We start from the raw sequence: 14,118 nt of genomic DNA on the forward strand, positions 1-14,118 counted from the left end.
TACGTTCTGTGATCGTGCACCCCGCTCCACCTTCCTGTTCACTTGTGACCGTCAGGGCATCGTCACGGGCAGGGGGCACCGCGTCATGGACCCGGTGATCATCGTCGGAGCGGGGCCCGTCGGGCTCACGCTCGCGCTGGCGCTGGCCCGCCAGGAGGTGCCGTCCGTCGTCCTCGACGAGGGCCCCGGCAAGGACGAGCCCCGCCCGGCGCGCACGGTCGTGCTACGCGAGGACACGGCCGCCCTCCTGGAGCGGCTGACCGGAGCCGCCCTCGGCGACCACGGCACACGCTGGACCGGCTGGCGGTCACTGCGCCGCCGGCAGGTGATGAGCGAGATCGACTTCACGGCGGACGAACCCGCCCCGCTGCACCTCGCCCAGCACGTCCTCACGCGCGCCCTGCGCGCGGCCGTCGCGGACCAGCCGCTGGTCGAGCTTGCCGTGGACAGCCGGCTCGACTCGATGGAGCAGGAGCGTTCCGGCGTCACCGCGCACACCCGTGGCCCCAAGGGCACATGGTGGCGCGGAAGTTACCTGGTCGGCTGCGACGGCCCCCGCTCGACCGTGCGCAAACTGCAGGACATCCGCTTCCCCGGCCGTACGGCGGTGGAGCGGCACGCGGTCGCCGCCCTGCGCGCGGAACTTCCTTGGGAGGGTCAGGCGTTGCTTCATCGGATGCCGCCGTGGCGGCCGTCCGGGCCCTCGGCCGGGGAGGTGACCGCCCGCCCCCTCCCGGACGGCGTCTGGCGCCTGGACTGGCTGCTGCCGCCGGGCAAGGACCTGGTCACACCCGAGATGCTGGTGGCCCGGATCCGCGAGACCCTCGCGGGCTGGAGCGACGGCCCCACACCGGCGTACGACCTCCTCGACACCGGTGTCCACACGGTGCACCACCGGCTGGCCCGCCGGTGGCGCGCGGGCCGGGTCTTCCTCGCCGGGGACGCGGCCCACCTGCTCGGCGCACTCGGCACCCAGGGGCTCGACGAGGGGCTGCGCGACGCCGACAACCTCGCCTGGAAGCTCGCCCCGGCCTGGCACCACGGCCCGCACGACGCACTGCTGGACAGCTACCAGGCCGAGCGGCGCGCGGTGGTCGCCGCCCGGCTGCGCGCCGCCGACCAGCTGCTGCCGGTGCTGCGCGGTGGTGGCGGGCTGCGCCACTACGTCCCCGGCGTGGCCCGGGGCCACGACGCGCTGCTCACCGACGGTCATCTGGGGCGCGGGACTCTCGGTGCGCCGGGGGCGTACGCCGGCTCGCCGCTCGCGCCCCGGCATCTGGAGGCCGAGATCGCGGTCGACACGCCGCCCGGCGCACCGGTCACCGATGTGCGGGTCACGGCGGAGGACGGCTCCTTCGTCCGGCTACGGGACCGGCTCGGCCGGGGCGCGCTGCTCGTGGTGCTGATCGCGCCGGGCACGGGCGTGTGGGACCGCAAGCACTGGGTGTCCGCCGGGGTGATGCCCCGCCTCGCGGCCGCGGTGACCGCGCTGCCGCACCCGGCCGAGCTGCTGGTCGCCGAGGAGTATCCGGGTGCGCCGGCGCACAGCGTGCTGCTCGTACGCCCCGACGGCCACCTGGTCACCGCGCTGAGCGGAGTTCGCCCGGCCGATCTGTACGCGGCGGCGGAGGCCACGCTGGGCGGTGCCGCGAAGGAGAACGAGGCGACGGCGGAGGCCGGCTCGGCCATGCGGTGACCGTGAGTCAGGTCACGCCGTGTCCACATGGTGTCGGTGAATTGACCGGAGTACGGCGGCATGCTGTACTCCGGATCGTGACCGACACCTGTGTGCGCCTGTGGCGGAGGGTCCATATGGACCTCGTCCGCTACGCGGGCTGCGTGTGTCGCCCGTCCTGCTGAATTCGCATCCCCATTTTTCTCCGGGCGCCGTGCCGTCGTGCGCCCGTTCGGCGAACCCTCTTCAGGACGGTGCACGTGTCTGCCTCTTCCTCCGCGTCTGCCTCTTCCTCCACCTCTGCCTTCCCCACCGCCTCCGCCTCCTCATCCGCGTCCCCTGCCGCAGCGCCCCGTGTCTCCGGGGCGGCGCCCACCCAGGCGGACCTCCTCGACTTCGCGCGGCGCACGGCCGCCGACACCGAGCTGATCGCTTCCCTCCCGCTCGACCCCGAGGGCCGCACCTGGGTGCGGCTTGAGGGTCCGGGCGGCAGCGAGGCCTGGCTGATCGGCTGGCCGCCCGGTACCGGTACCGGCTGGCACGACCACGCGGACTCGGTCGGCGCCTTCGTCACCGCCTCGGGCGAACTCAAGGAGAACGCGCTGGCCACCCGGCCGCCCACCGACGGCTGGAAGACCCTTGAGCTCGCCGACGGCGTGGACCGTGAACGCCGGCTGCCCGCCGGCCAGGGCCGCGCCTTCGGCCACCACCATGTGCACGAGGTGCTCAACGAGTCCCCCGACCGTCACGCGATCTCCGTCCACGCCTACTACCCGCCACTCCCCCGCATCCGTCGCTACAGCCGCACGGGCCAGGTGCTGCGCCTGGAGCAGGTCGAGCGGCCGGAGGACTGGCAGTGAGCGGCTCGGGTGTGACAGTGGGTGGCGGGGCGACAGTGACCGAGGGACCGGCAGCGAGCGGTGGGCCGGCGATGGCCGAAAGTCCGGGGGCGAGCGGCGGAACGGCACCGGGTGGTGGAGTGACACCAGGTGGTGGACCGGCACCGGGCAGCGGTACGGGTGTGCGGCCGGTCGGGATCGACGAGTTGCTGGAGCGGGTGCGCGGTGGGTACCGGCGCATCGAGGTACGGGAGGCGCACGAGGCGGCGCGGACGGGTGAGGCCGTGCTCGTCGACATCCGGTACGCGGCCCTGCGCGAGCGGGACGGTCTGATTCCGGGCGCCCTCGTGATCGAGCGCAACGAACTGGAGTGGCGTCTCGACCCCCAGGGCAGCCACCGCGTTCCCCAGGCCACCGGACACGACCTGCGCGTCGTGCTCATCTGCAACGAGGGCTACGCCTCCAGCCTGGCCGCCGCCTCCCTCCACCAGCTGGGCCTGCACCGAGCGACGGACCTGGTGGGCGGCTTCCAGGCATGGCGGAGGGCGGGGCTGCCGGTGGAGGCTGTGGAGGCGGCGGAGGCCTGAACCGGACACGGCTCTCCAGGCTGGCTGGAGAGCCGGTCGGCGCGTCCCTGACGCCCTACTCCTTCGCGGTGGCCACCGTCACCGCCCGCACGCGGAGCGCCGCGCGGCCGGGCACGGCACTGGCCACCAGGGCGAGGAGGGCGGCGACCGCGACCACGGTGACATAGAGCAGAGGGGTGACCGTGGGGGCCGCGCGGCCCGTCATGCCGACGCTGAACGCGGTGAGCACGGCGAGGGAGATGCCGCTGCCGAGCGCGGTGCCGATCAGCAGTACGGACAGCGCCTCGGTACGCAGCATGCGCAGCACCTGCCGGCGGGTCGCACCGGCGAGGCGGAGCAGGGCGAACTCCCGGACACGTTCCGCGACCGACATGGCGAGCGTGTTGACGACGGCGATGGCGGTGAAGGCCAGGACGAGCCCCATGGCGAGGTAGTTGACCTCGGCGTTCGTCTGCTGCCGGTCGGCCTGGAGGTGGTCGGCCGCGGCCGGAGAAAGAATTCGCAGCGCCGGGAACTCACGGAGGGTAGTCGCGAGTTGTGTCTGTGTACGGGTCGTGCTGACGAGGACGGAGGAGGCGAGCGGGTTGTCGACGTGGCGGGCCACGAGGTCGTGGGCGAAGGTGAGATCGCCGAAGCCGAGACCCCGGGCGTAGACGGCGGCGACGGTGAGCGTGGCGGGCGTGCCGTCGCCGAGCGTGAGTTTCAGGGTGCTGCCGGGCTTCAAGTGGTGCTGGTCCGCGGCCAGTTCACTGACGGCCACGGTGCCGGGGGCGAGGTCGCCGAGGGAGCCCGCGGTGACCTTCGGGTCCCAGGTGCGGGTCAGCCCTTCCGGAGTGACGCCCTGGGCGGGGTACTTGTCGAGTCCGACACGGACGGTCGTGCGGACCACCTCGGTGACGGTGTCGTGCTGGGCGCGCAGGCGCCGTGCGGCATCGGCCGGGACGCCGGGCCCCTGGGCGGCGACGACCCAGTCGGCCGTGACACCCTCGCGTGCCTGGGTCCGGGCGGCGTCACCGAGGGTCGACTGGACGAACAGCACGGTGCAGGTCATACCGATGAGCAGGGTGAGGGGGGTGACGACGGAGGCCATCCGGGCGGCGTTGCCGCGCAGGTTGGCGGTGGCGAGCCGGCCGCCGTGCCCGGTGAGCCGCAGCGGACCGGCGAGCAGCAGTGCGGCCGCCTTGACCAGGAGGGGGCCGAGCAGGGCGACGGAGGTGGACAGCACTACGACGGCGAGGAAGGTCACGGGAGTCGAGGCGGGCTCGGTGCGCAGGGAGGTGAGGACGACGACCAGGACGACTCCGCCGGCGAGAAGCAGCAGGCCGGCGACGATACGCCCCCAGACGGGACGGGTGCCCTCGGTCCTGGCCTCGGCCAGGGCTTCCGCGGGGCGGATCCGGGCGACCCTGCGGGAGGCGATCCGGGCGGAGGCCCAGGCACCGAGCAGGGTGGCGGCGAGAGCGGCCAGCGGCGGAAAGACGCTGACGGTGTGCTGGAGCGTGTCGGGTACGGCGCCCAGGGCGACGAACCGGGAGTGCAGCCAGCCGCCGAGCGGCAGCCCGAGCAGCGCGCCGACGGTGCCGGCCGCCGCGCCGACGATCAGGGCTTCCCGGCCCAGCAGCTTGCGGATCTGACCGGGCGTGGCGGCGATGGCGCGGAGCAGGGCGAGTTCGCGGTGCCGCTGCTGGACGGTGAGCGCGAAGGTCCCGACGACCACGAGCACGGCCACCAGCAGCGAGGTGCCGCCCATGGCGCCGCCCATGCTGACCAGTCGGGTGCGGGCGGTGGCCGCGTCCAGGAACTCGACGGGGCCGCGGGCATCGCCGGTGCTGACCTGGGCGGTGGTGCCGTGCAGCACCCGCGTCACGGCCTGCCGCACCTTCTCGGGATCGGCACCCTTGGCCGGCAGCACGCCGAACGTGGTGACCTGGCCGGGGTGCGCGGCGAGCCGGCGAGCCTCCGTGGTGGAGAAGAACAGGGCCGTCTGGTGGCGCACCGGGGAGGCCGGGGCGGCGATACCGGTGATGCGGTAGGCGCGCGGGGACTGCGTCGACTGCACGGTGAGACGGTCGCCGGGCCGGAGGTGGGCGCGTGCGGCGAGGTCGCGGTCGATGACGAGGTCACCGGCGGCCTTGGGCGCGCTGCCCTCGGTGAGCCGGTACGGCGTCAGCGCGGCGGAGTCCCAGGCGTGCCCGTAGGCGGTACGGCCACCCATGCCGGCTGGCGTCAACGGCTGTGCGAGGAAGGTCAGTTCGGGGACCACACGGGCCACGCCGGGAGTGCGGGCCAGGGCGTCCTCCAAGTGGGCCGGAAGCCAGGCGCGTTCGGCGATCGGCTTCGCCTTGTGCTTGACCTTGGTCTTGCCGTGCTTGTGCTTGACGGTGGTGCGGTGGACGTACTGGTCGGCGGAGACCACGACGGGGGTGGCGGCATAGCGCTCGGTGCGGATCGTGCCGCGCAGGCCGGTGTCGAGGAGGGTGCCGCAGGCGGTGATCAGAGCGGCCGCGCACATCAGGGCGAGGAAGGCGCCGAGGAAGCCCGCTTTGCGGGCGCGGACGGTCTGGAGGGCGTAACGCAGCATCATCGGGGCGGGCTCTCTTCTGTTGTGCGTCTCGGTTATGGGGCTCGGTTGTCCGTGCGCCTGCCGGGACCGGCATGGGCCGTGATCCGGAGCGTGGATACACCTTCGCCCGCGCACGGGTCCGGGGGCATTGCGGCGACCCGGCGTCTTGGGCGGGGGTTAACCCCACCGGGGCGAGGCCGCCCCTTCATTGGCCTGCACATGACAATTCAGAGGGCCGGCGTCCTCGTGCGCGGAGATACGCGGAGAAGTGCGAGCCCCTCAGAGCGCCCTCGTCAGAACCCCTCGCCCTCGAGGAACTCCGTGTCCTCGCCCTCTTCCTCCAGGGCCTGGCGGACGACGCGGAGGGCCATGCCCTCGGGGTAGCCCTTGCGGGCGAGCATGCCGGCGAGGCGCCGGATGCGCTTGTCGCGGTCGAGGCCGCGGGTGGCCCGTAGCTTGCGGGCGACCAGGTCGCGGGCGGTCGTCTCCTCCTGCTCGGAGTCGAGCTGGGCGACGGCCTCGTCGATCAGCGCCGAGTCCACGCCCTTGGTGCGCAGTTCCTGGGCGAGTGCGCGGCGGGCGAGCCCCCGGCCGTGGTGCCGGGATTCCACCCAGGCGTCCGCGAAGGCACTGTCGTTGATCAGCCCGACCTCCTCGAACCGCGAGAGCACCTCCTCGGCCACGTCCTCGGGGATCTCCCGCTTGCGCAGGGCGTCCGCGAGTTGCTTGCGGGTGCGCGGGGTCCCGGTGAGCAGGCGCAGGCAGATGGCCCGCGCCCGCTCAGCCGGGTCCCCTGAAGACTCCCCCCGCTCGGCCCTCGACGAGGAAGGGGCGCCTTCGTCCTCACCGGCCGGCTCCCCGAAGCCGCGCCGTCGGCGGCCGCGCCCTCGGCCGCCGCCAGGTCCGGCCGTGCTCCGGGAGCCGCGGCCCGACGAGCCGCCCCCGTGGGGCTCGTCGTCCGGGTGGGTGCCGCGGTCCCCGGGGCCGCCGTACGCCGGGTCCCCGTATCCGTCGTCACCGGCCGGGGCAGAGGTAGTGTCGCCCCCGGTGCCCCTCCCCCGTGGGGCACCGGGGGTGGCGTACTCGTACTCGGCCCAGTCGGTTCGTCGTGTCACGGGTCAGCTCTTGGCTGCGGCGGCCTTGGGCTTGGTGGCCTTGGCGGCGGGGGCGGGCGCCGTCTTGGCGTCGTCGGCGGCCGCGGTGGTGACCGCGGCGTCCGCGCCGGGCTCGGCGGCGGGCTCCTCCGGCCGGACACCCACGCCCAGCTTCTCCTTGATCTTCTTCTCGATCTCGTTGGCCAGGTCGGGGTTGTCCTTGAGGAAGTTGCGCGCGTTCTCCTTGCCCTGGCCGAGCTGGTCGCCCTCGTACGTGTACCAGGCGCCGGCCTTGCGGACGAAGCCGTGCTCCACGCCCATGTCGATCAGGCCGCCCTCGCGGGAGATGCCCTGGCCGTAGAGGATGTCGAACTCGGCCTGCTTGAAGGGCGGGGCGACCTTGTTCTTCACAACCTTGCAGCGGGTGCGGTTGCCGACCGCCTCCGTGCCGTCCTTCAGGGTCTCGATGCGGCGGATGTCGATGCGCACCGAGGCGTAGAACTTCAGCGCGCGACCACCGGTCGTGGTCTCCGGCGAGCCGAACATCACGCCGATCTTCTCGCGCAGCTGGTTGATGAAGATCGCGGTGGTCTTGGACTGGTTGAGCGCGCTGGTGATCTTCCGCAGGGCCTGGCTCATCAGACGGGCCTGGAGACCGACGTGGCTGTCACCCATCTCGCCCTCGATCTCCGCGCGCGGCACGAGTGCGGCGACGGAGTCGATGACGATGAGGTCGAGGGCGCCGGAGCGGACCAGCATGTCGACGATCTCGAGCGCCTGCTCACCGTTGTCCGGCTGCGACAGGATCAGGTTGTCGATGTCGACGCCGAGCTTCTTCGCGTACTCGGGGTCGAGGGCGTGCTCGGCGTCCACGAAGGCCACCTGGCCGCCCGCCTTCTGGGCATTGGCGACGGCGTGCAGGGTCAGGGTCGTCTTACCGGAGGACTCCGGGCCGTAGATCTCCACTACACGGCCGCGCGGCAGGCCGCCGACGCCCAGCGCCACGTCGAGCGCGGTCGAGCCGGTCGAGATGACCTCGATGGGCTCCCTGGACCGCTCACCCATGCGCATGACCGCGCCCTTGCCGAATTGTCGTTCAATCTGTGCGAGCGCGGCGTCGAGCGCCTTCTCGCGGTCGGTTCCTGCCATGGGTTCCACCCGGTTTGCTTGAGTCGATCGCTTCACGTCAAAGACGCTAACGCCTACCACTGACAATGCGCCCCGACGTCGGCCCGGCCTGTGGATAACGGGGGGACATCTCTACCAAAACCACGCCGAAATCCCCGTCGAGAGCCTCGCCTGAGCCTTCATGAGAATGGATGTTCGATTTTCGTGTCAAGGGCACCACCGGTGCTGAGCGGCTCTGGCCCGCTTGGGAGGATCGGGCCATGACGGACTCACCCATGAAGATCAATGCCCTCATCGTCGATGCCACGGACCCCGAGCGGCTCGCTCTGTTCTGGTCCGAACTGCTCGGCAGGCCCGTCGTGGGCCGCATGGGCCCGTACGTCTGGCTGCGGCGGGAAGACGGCCTGGGGCTGGGCTTCCAGCGCACGGCCGAACCCAAGTCGGGCAAGAACCGGATGCACTTCGACATCACCTCTCCCGACCCCGCCGCCGAGCAGCAACGGGTCGAGAAGCTCGGCGGAAGCAGGCTGGAGCAGTACTCCGGCGGCGGGTTCCTGGTCATGGCGGACCCCGAAGGCAATGAGTTCTGCATCATCCCCGAGGGCCCCTTCGAGCTCGACGACGAGGGGCGCGCGAACTACCTCGGCTGAGCGAGTCGATCGCCCGGTGGCGGGTTCCCCCTCCCCCGCGCCGGGTACCGCTACTCCCGGTGGCGTACGACGGCTGTCTTCGGCGGGACGACGACGGGGCCGGGGCGCCCCCGGGAGCCTTGGCGCATGAAGAACGCGCGCTCCGTCGAACGGCTCTGCCACGCCACCGGTCTGCTCCTGGTGCTCTCCGGTCTCGTCCACCTCGTGGTGTTCGCGGTCGACGGCGGCCCCTGGTACGGGCCCGTCTCCTGGCGCAAGCCCGTCACCTTCGGGCTGTCCTTCGGGGTGACGCTGATCGCGCTCGCCTGGGTCACGTCATACCTGCGCGTCGGAGAGCGGCTGCGTACGGTGCTGCTCGTCGTCTTCGCCGCGGACTGCGTGGTGGAGGTCGGCGGCATCACTCTTCAGGCGTGGCGCCGGGTGCCCTCCCACCTGAACATGGAGACGCCCTTCGACACGACGGTGTCCATGACGCTCGCGGTGGGCGGAGGCGTCCTGGTGGCGCTGCTCACCGTGTTCGCCGTCGCGTCCTTCCGGCACCGGCCCACGGGCCCCGCCGGCATGCCGCTCGCGGTGCGCTCCGGGTTCGCCTTCCTGCTCGTGGCCCTGGCGTCGGGCGCGGCGATGATCGCGCGCGGGGTCGTCCTCACCCGGACCGGCCACCAGGAGGCCGCCTACCACTCGACGGCCCCGCTCAAGCCGCTGCACGGGGTGAGCCTGCACGCCGTACTGGTCCTGCCGCTGCTGGCCTGGCTGCTGTCCCGCACCACGTGGAGCGAGCGGACGCGGTGGCGGCTCGTGGCGACGGCGGCCAGCTGTTACGGGGCCACTGTCGCCGGGGCGGGGGTGTGGGCGGTGCTGACGTACTGAAGGCATTCCCTCCTGAAAGGGTCCCTACGTCCCTATGAGGGCTCCTCCGCTTCGGCCCGGCTCTCCCGCGGCCGCCGTATCCGGGTGAGCATCCCTGGCCCGCTCGGCCCGCGGGAGCGGTACCCGTGCACGCGGGGGTCGTCCGTGACGTCGTACCGCTTCACGTAGGCCCCGAGGAACGCCTGGAGCGTGGCGACGGCCGGGATGGCGATCAGCGCGCCGACCGCGCCGAGCAGGGCGGTGCCGGCGATCACCGAGCCGAAGGCGACGGCCGGGTGGATGTCGACGGTCTTGGAGGTCAGCTTGGGCTGCAGCATGTAGTTCTCGAACTGCTGATAGACCACGACGAAGATCAGCACCCACACCGCGTACCAGGGATCAACGGTGAACGCGATCAACATCGGCAGCGCGCCCGCGAGGTAGGTGCCGATGGTCGGGATGAACTGCGAGACGAGCCCCACCCAGACACCGAGCACGGGCGCGTACGGCACTCCGAGCGCCTGCAGCAGGATGTAGTGCGCGATTCCGGAGATGAGCGCCATGAGGCCGCGCGAGTAGAGGTAGCCGCCGGTCTTGTCGACGGCGAGCTCCCAGGCGCGCAGCACCTCGGCCTGGCGCGCGGGCGGCAGGACGGAGCACAGGGCGCGGCGCAGCCGGGGGCCGTCGGCGGCGAAGTAGAACGAGAACAGCGCGACGGTGAGCAGCTGGAAGAGGCCGCCGAGCACCTGGGTGGACACATCGAGAACGCCGGCCGCGCTGGTCTGCGCGTACTTGCGCAGCCAGTCGGAATGCAGCAGGCCTTCCTGGACGTCCACCCGCCTGAGGTCCGTGTGGAACTTCTGGTTGACCCAGTTGATGAGCGCGTCCAGATAGTCCGGGAAGCCCTCGATCATCTTGATGATCTGGCCGGCCAGCATCGAGCCGAGCAAGGTGATGAAGCCCGCGACGAAGATCGCCAGGCCGAGGAAGACCAGGAAGGTGGCGAGCCCCCTGCGCATCCCGCGAGCGGCCATCCAGCTCACCGCGGGCTCGATCGCCAGGGCCAGGAAGAACGCGATCAATATGTTGATCAGGAGCCCGGTCAGCTGGTGGAAGGCCCAGCTCCCCAACTGGAACGTGGCGATCAGGGCGAGCGCGAGCACCATGGCGCGCGGCAGCCAGCGCGGCATACGGCCGCTCGGAGCGGCGGCGGCGCCGTCGGCAGGGGGCCGGGCGGACGGCGTCGTACCGGTCGGGGATGCTGCGTGCCGGTCTACCGGCTCGGTGTCGTCAATGGGAGCCACGGGCCAAGTCTCACCCATACCGACGAGTGCCCCGTGCGCCCGTGTGATCCACGGAGCCCGTCACCGCTTGCCGCTCAGCGCCTCTCCGCGGGCACGTTCATGACCGAGCAGACCACACGCCACACGTCCTTGGCCGCCCAGCCGGCGTCCAGGGCCTCGTTCACCGTGCGCCCGCCCAGCTCGGACATGACGTGATCGCGCGCGAAGTTCTCGGCGTACCCCGGACCGAAGTGTTCCGCCATCCGCTGCCAGAAGACCGTCAACCGCATGACTCCAGTATCCCGCCCCTGAGAGTGGGCCCCGCACGGGACCGCTTGCCGAGACCGCTTTCCGTCCTACGGTCTGACGCATGGCCGAAACAGGAGCTTCCCCACTCCCCCCAACGCCCCAGGCGCGCTCCCCGCTCTTCCGCGCCGAACAGTTCGTCTGGCTCACCGCGCGCGTGCTGGAGCAGCGGCTCTTCGCGTACCACTTCCTGAACGGCGCCGCCGATCCGGTGGAGGTGGCCCTGGACGCCTACCGCAACGAGGACGGCGGGTACGGCCACGCGCTGGAACCCGACCTGCGCGGCCCCGTGAGCCAGCCCCTGCACACCGGGCACGCGCTGCGCGTGCTGGACGCCGTCGGGCGCTGCGGCGGGCAGCGGGTGGAGCGCGTGTGCCGGTATCTGACGTCCGTGTCCACCGCGGACGGCGCGCTGCCGGCGATCTGTCCCAGCCAGCGCGGCTATCCGGTGGCGCCGTTCGTGCCGGTCGTGGACGACCCTCCGGCGGAGTTGCTGGCGACCGGGCCGGTGGTGGGCCTGCTGCACCGCAACGAGGTGTGGCACGCGTGGCTGTTCCGCGCGACGGACTTCTGCTGGCAAGCGGTGGAGTCCCTGGCGAAGTCCCATCCCTACGAGGTGGAGGCCGCCGTCGCCTTCCTGGACTCCGCTCCCGACCGCCCGCGCGCGCAGGCGGCGGCCGACCGGCTCGGTCGCCTGGTGCGTGAGCAGCGGCTCGCCGCGCTGGATCCGGACCGCCTGGACGCGTATCCGGTCGCCCCCGGGTACGCCCCGGGCGAGCACCACTTCCCGCACGACTTCGCCAAGAGCCCTCAGTCGCTCGCGCGCGCGTGGTTCACGGACGAGGAGATGGCACGCTCCCTGGACTTCCTCGCCGCCGAGCAGCAGAAGGACGGCGGCTGGCCGGTCCGCTGGCGCCAGTGGGCGCCGGTTCCCGCGCTGGAGGCACGCCCCATGGTGACGATCGAGTCCCTGCGCATCCTCCGGGCGTACGGCCGCTTCGTCGGCTGACCGGGCCCACCGATCCGTGCGCTGACCCGGTCACACCGCTACGGGGCCGACCTGGCTCCCCGCTTCACTGGCTGACCAGGCACGTTGTTCGGCCGACGGCCCGCCGCGTTCTCCGACGGGCCCCTCATCCGCCGAGGGCGCGCATCCCCGCCGTCACCACCACGGCGGCCGCCACGACCAGCAGGAACGGCGCGCGCAGCACCAGTGCCACGGCGGCCGCGCCGAGCCCCGCTGCCCGGGCGTCCAGCACCAGCGCGTGCCCGTCGGCGAACGTCTGCTGGGCCGTGAGCGCGGCGAGGAGAGCGACGGGGAGCAGGGCGGCGAGCCGCCGGACGAGCGGCCGCTCCACGGCGCCCGCCGGCACGAGCAGTCCGGCGAGCTTGACGGCGTAGCAGCCGACAGCGGTGATACCGATGGCGATCCAGGTGTTCAACGATCCTCCTCCGATGCGCTCTCTACGGCAGCCGAGTCCGGTGCGTCGCCGTCGGCACGGCCGGGGCGGAGGCGGCCCTCTGCGAACAGGGCGATCGGCGCCGCCAGCGCCGCGACCAGGACCGGTACTCCGGCCGGCAGGACCGGCAGCAGACCGAGGCCCAGGAGGACCGCGAGCCCGGCGACCACGCGCTCGGTGGGCGTCTTCAGCATGGGGGCGAGCAGGGCCAGGAAGACGGCGGGCCCGGCCGCGTCCAGGCCCCAGGCGTCCGTGTCCCCGATGGCCTTGGCGCCCAGGGCACCGAGCAGGGTGGTCAGGTTCCACAGCAGGTACAGGCTGAGCCCGGTGACGGTGAAGCCGATCCGCGCGGCCCGCCGGCCCGGCTGGGCCAGGGTCACCGCGGTGGTCTCGTCGATCACCCACTGGGCGGCGAGCGGCCGCACCGCGCGCGGGAGGGCCAGCAGCTGTGACAGGCGCAGCCCGTAGAAGGCGTTGCGCACGCCCAGGAAGAAGGCGCCCGCGGCGGCCGTGAACGGATTGCCCCCGGCGGCGAGCGCGCCGACCAGGGCGAACTGGGAGGCTCCGGTGAAGACCAGGAGGCTGAGCGCGCAGGTCTGGAGCAGTCCGAGCCCGCTGCCCGCCGAGGTGACCCCGAAGGCGAACCCGGACAGTCCTACGGCGACGCCGACGCCCAAGGCGTCCCGTACGACGGCTCGGTCCGGCTTTCCCACGTCCTCGGCGGTCCTGTCGGCGAGTGCTGTCTGTCGTTGTGCCACGCCTCGGACGGTACGGCCGCTCTTCAGTCCGGGTCTTGTACGTTCTTGCGCTCGCGCTGGTAGGCGCCCGGGGGTACGCCGACGATCCGGGTGAAGTGCCGGTTGAGGTGGGGCTGGTCGGTGAAGCCGACGGCGACCGCCGCCTCGGCCGGGGCGGTCCCCGCGTCCAGCAGGAGCCGCGCGCGGCGCACCCGGGCGTCGGTCAGCCAGGTGTGCGGGGGCATGCCGTAGGCGTCGCGGAACGCCCGCAGCAGGGCGAAGGGGCTGGTCCCGAGGTCGGTGGCCAGGCGCTCCAGGGTCGGCGGCTCGGCCATCCGCTCCTCGAGGACGGCACGCGCGCGTGCGGCGACCACGGCACCGGCCGTCCGCGTCCGGCGCTGCGGCAGGGGCCCGCCGTTCAGCCGCAGCAGCCTGGTCACGGCCACGCTCAGCAGGGTGTCGGCGGCCAGTGCGTTGCCCTCCTCGGCGGCGCGGAGCACCTGGTGGACGAGGCGAACGGTGTACGGATCGTCGAGGACCGGACTGACGAAGCCGGGCGTGCCCCGGATCGTGGTGGTCTCGGCCGCGATGCGGGCCACCACCTCGGGCGACGGGTAGACCGCGCCGTACCGCCAGCCCTCGGGCACGCCGGCCCGGCCGGTGTGCGGGGTGTCCGGATTGACCAGGGCGAGTGCTCCCGCCCCGGCGGACACGTCGGAGCCGCGGTGCTGGAAGACCTCGACCCCGTCGGCGATGGCCGCGATCACGAAGTTCTCGTGGGTGTGCCGGACGAAGGTCTTGCGGATGTACCGGGCCCGCAGCAGGTCGACGCCGGGCAGCTCCTCGTACCGCCAGTGCCGCGCCCGCTCCCCTGAACCCGCCATACGCCCATTCTCCGCCACGCCCTCCGGACCCCCTCCGCCCCGTTTAGTGGGCAACCTCCGCCA

At 72.5% G+C, this 14,118-nt stretch carries 14 protein-coding genes and 1 pseudogene; 7 read left to right on the forward strand and 8 right to left on the reverse strand.

Annotated features, from left to right (window positions below):
* Window positions 1-85: 85 nt before the first annotated feature.
* From ABZ865_RS36450 to ABZ865_RS36465, 4 genes are all read left to right on the forward strand, one after another.
* Window positions 86-1,696, forward strand: a complete 1,611-nt coding sequence (locus ABZ865_RS36450) for an FAD-dependent monooxygenase (RefSeq protein ID WP_361240016.1) — start codon at window positions 86-88, stop codon at window positions 1,694-1,696.
* A 92-nt stretch (window positions 1,697-1,788) separates the two neighbouring features.
* Entirely contained in the window at window positions 1,789-1,860 is a 72-nt protein-coding gene (locus ABZ865_RS36455; protein WP_309544753.1) for a putative leader peptide, read from the forward strand.
* Between the two features lie 75 nt (window positions 1,861-1,935).
* Entirely contained in the window at window positions 1,936-2,535 is a 600-nt protein-coding gene (locus tag ABZ865_RS36460; RefSeq protein WP_361240018.1) for a cysteine dioxygenase, read from the forward strand.
* 119 nt (window positions 2,536-2,654) lie between these two features.
* Window positions 2,655-3,101 (forward strand): rhodanese-like domain-containing protein, encoded by a 447-nt coding sequence (locus ABZ865_RS36465; RefSeq protein ID WP_361240020.1) that lies wholly within the window; start codon window positions 2,655-2,657, stop codon window positions 3,099-3,101.
* A 55-nt stretch (window positions 3,102-3,156) separates the two neighbouring features.
* Here the strand turns inward: ABZ865_RS36465 and ABZ865_RS36470 are convergent, their stop codons facing one another.
* The 3 genes from ABZ865_RS36470 to recA all read right to left on the reverse strand — a co-directional run bounded on the left by ABZ865_RS36470 (window position 3,157) and on the right by recA (window position 7,907).
* Window positions 3,157-5,685: an FtsX-like permease family protein gene (locus ABZ865_RS36470; RefSeq protein ID WP_361240022.1), complete on the reverse strand. Its 2,529-nt coding sequence runs from the start codon at window positions 5,683-5,685 to the stop codon at window positions 3,157-3,159.
* A 272-nt stretch (window positions 5,686-5,957) separates the two neighbouring features.
* A complete protein-coding gene (recX, locus tag ABZ865_RS36475; RefSeq protein ID WP_361240024.1) occupies window positions 5,958-6,779 on the reverse strand; it encodes a recombination regulator RecX in 822 nt (273 codons plus the stop codon).
* Window positions 6,780-6,782: 3 nt separating this feature from the next.
* Window positions 6,783-7,907, reverse strand: coding sequence for a recombinase RecA (recA, locus tag ABZ865_RS36480; RefSeq protein WP_361240026.1), 1,125 nt, complete (start codon window positions 7,905-7,907; stop codon window positions 6,783-6,785).
* Window positions 7,908-8,146: 239 nt separating this feature from the next.
* On the opposite strand from recA, the gene ABZ865_RS36485 reads away from it, so the two are divergent.
* Together ABZ865_RS36485 and ABZ865_RS36490 are read left to right on the forward strand one after the other, a co-directional pair.
* Entirely contained in the window at window positions 8,147-8,536 is a 390-nt protein-coding gene (locus ABZ865_RS36485) for a VOC family protein (RefSeq protein ID WP_361240028.1), read from the forward strand.
* Window positions 8,537-8,662: 126 nt separating this feature from the next.
* Window positions 8,663-9,406 (forward strand): hypothetical protein, encoded by a 744-nt coding sequence (locus ABZ865_RS36490; protein ID WP_361240030.1) that lies wholly within the window; start codon window positions 8,663-8,665, stop codon window positions 9,404-9,406.
* A gap of 32 nt (window positions 9,407-9,438) precedes the next feature.
* On the opposite strand, the gene ABZ865_RS36495 is transcribed toward ABZ865_RS36490, so the two are convergent.
* Both ABZ865_RS36495 and ABZ865_RS36500 read right to left on the reverse strand, forming a co-directional pair.
* Window positions 9,439-10,689 (reverse strand): AI-2E family transporter, encoded by a 1,251-nt coding sequence (locus tag ABZ865_RS36495; protein WP_361240032.1) that lies wholly within the window; start codon window positions 10,687-10,689, stop codon window positions 9,439-9,441.
* A gap of 74 nt (window positions 10,690-10,763) precedes the next feature.
* Window positions 10,764-10,958, reverse strand: coding sequence for a DUF3046 domain-containing protein (locus ABZ865_RS36500; protein WP_100828598.1), 195 nt, complete (start codon window positions 10,956-10,958; stop codon window positions 10,764-10,766).
* Between the two features lie 80 nt (window positions 10,959-11,038).
* On the opposite strand from ABZ865_RS36500, the gene ABZ865_RS36505 reads away from it, so the two are divergent.
* Complete coding sequence (locus ABZ865_RS36505) at window positions 11,039-11,983, forward strand: hypothetical protein (protein ID WP_361240034.1); 945 nt, start codon at window positions 11,039-11,041, stop codon at window positions 11,981-11,983.
* 124 nt (window positions 11,984-12,107) lie between these two features.
* Here ABZ865_RS36505 and ABZ865_RS36510 read toward each other — a convergent pair whose 3' ends face one another.
* The 3 genes and pseudogenes from ABZ865_RS36510 to ABZ865_RS36520 all read right to left on the reverse strand — a co-directional run bounded on the left by ABZ865_RS36510 (window position 12,108) and on the right by ABZ865_RS36520 (window position 14,055).
* Window positions 12,108-12,416: an AzlD domain-containing protein gene (locus ABZ865_RS36510; RefSeq protein ID WP_361240036.1), complete on the reverse strand. Its 309-nt coding sequence runs from the start codon at window positions 12,414-12,416 to the stop codon at window positions 12,108-12,110.
* A complete protein-coding gene (locus ABZ865_RS36515; protein ID WP_361240038.1) occupies window positions 12,413-13,192 on the reverse strand; it encodes an AzlC family ABC transporter permease in 780 nt (259 codons plus the stop codon). The genes ABZ865_RS36510 and ABZ865_RS36515 overlap by 4 nt, the downstream gene beginning before the upstream one ends.
* Window positions 13,090-14,055, reverse strand: a pseudogene (locus tag ABZ865_RS36520) (AraC family transcriptional regulator). The gene ABZ865_RS36515 and the pseudogene ABZ865_RS36520 overlap by 103 nt, the downstream one beginning before the upstream one ends.
* Between the last annotated feature and the right edge of the window lie 63 nt (window positions 14,056-14,118).

This window comes from Streptomyces sp. NPDC047085 (assembly GCF_040643735.1).
Taxonomy (GTDB): Bacteria; Actinomycetota; Actinomycetes; order Streptomycetales; family Streptomycetaceae; genus Streptomyces.

Bases quoted from the DNA above. Each gene is read 5' to 3' on its own strand.
- ABZ865_RS36450 (WP_361240016.1), top strand. From the start codon at position 86: ATGGACCCGGTGATCATCGTCGGAGCGGGGCCCGTCGGGCTCACGCTC.
- ABZ865_RS36500 (WP_100828598.1), bottom strand. From the start codon at position 10,958: ATGCGGTTGACGGTCTTCTGGCAGCGGATGGCGGAACACTTCGGTCCG.
- recA (WP_361240026.1), bottom strand. From the start codon at position 7,907: ATGGCAGGAACCGACCGCGAGAAGGCGCTCGACGCCGCGCTCGCACAG.
- ABZ865_RS36485 (WP_361240028.1), top strand. From the start codon at position 8,147: ATGACGGACTCACCCATGAAGATCAATGCCCTCATCGTCGATGCCACG.
- ABZ865_RS36490 (WP_361240030.1), top strand. From the start codon at position 8,663: ATGAAGAACGCGCGCTCCGTCGAACGGCTCTGCCACGCCACCGGTCTG.
- ABZ865_RS36505 (WP_361240034.1), top strand. From the start codon at position 11,039: ATGGCCGAAACAGGAGCTTCCCCACTCCCCCCAACGCCCCAGGCGCGC.
- ABZ865_RS36470 (WP_361240022.1), bottom strand. From the start codon at position 5,685: ATGATGCTGCGTTACGCCCTCCAGACCGTCCGCGCCCGCAAAGCGGGC.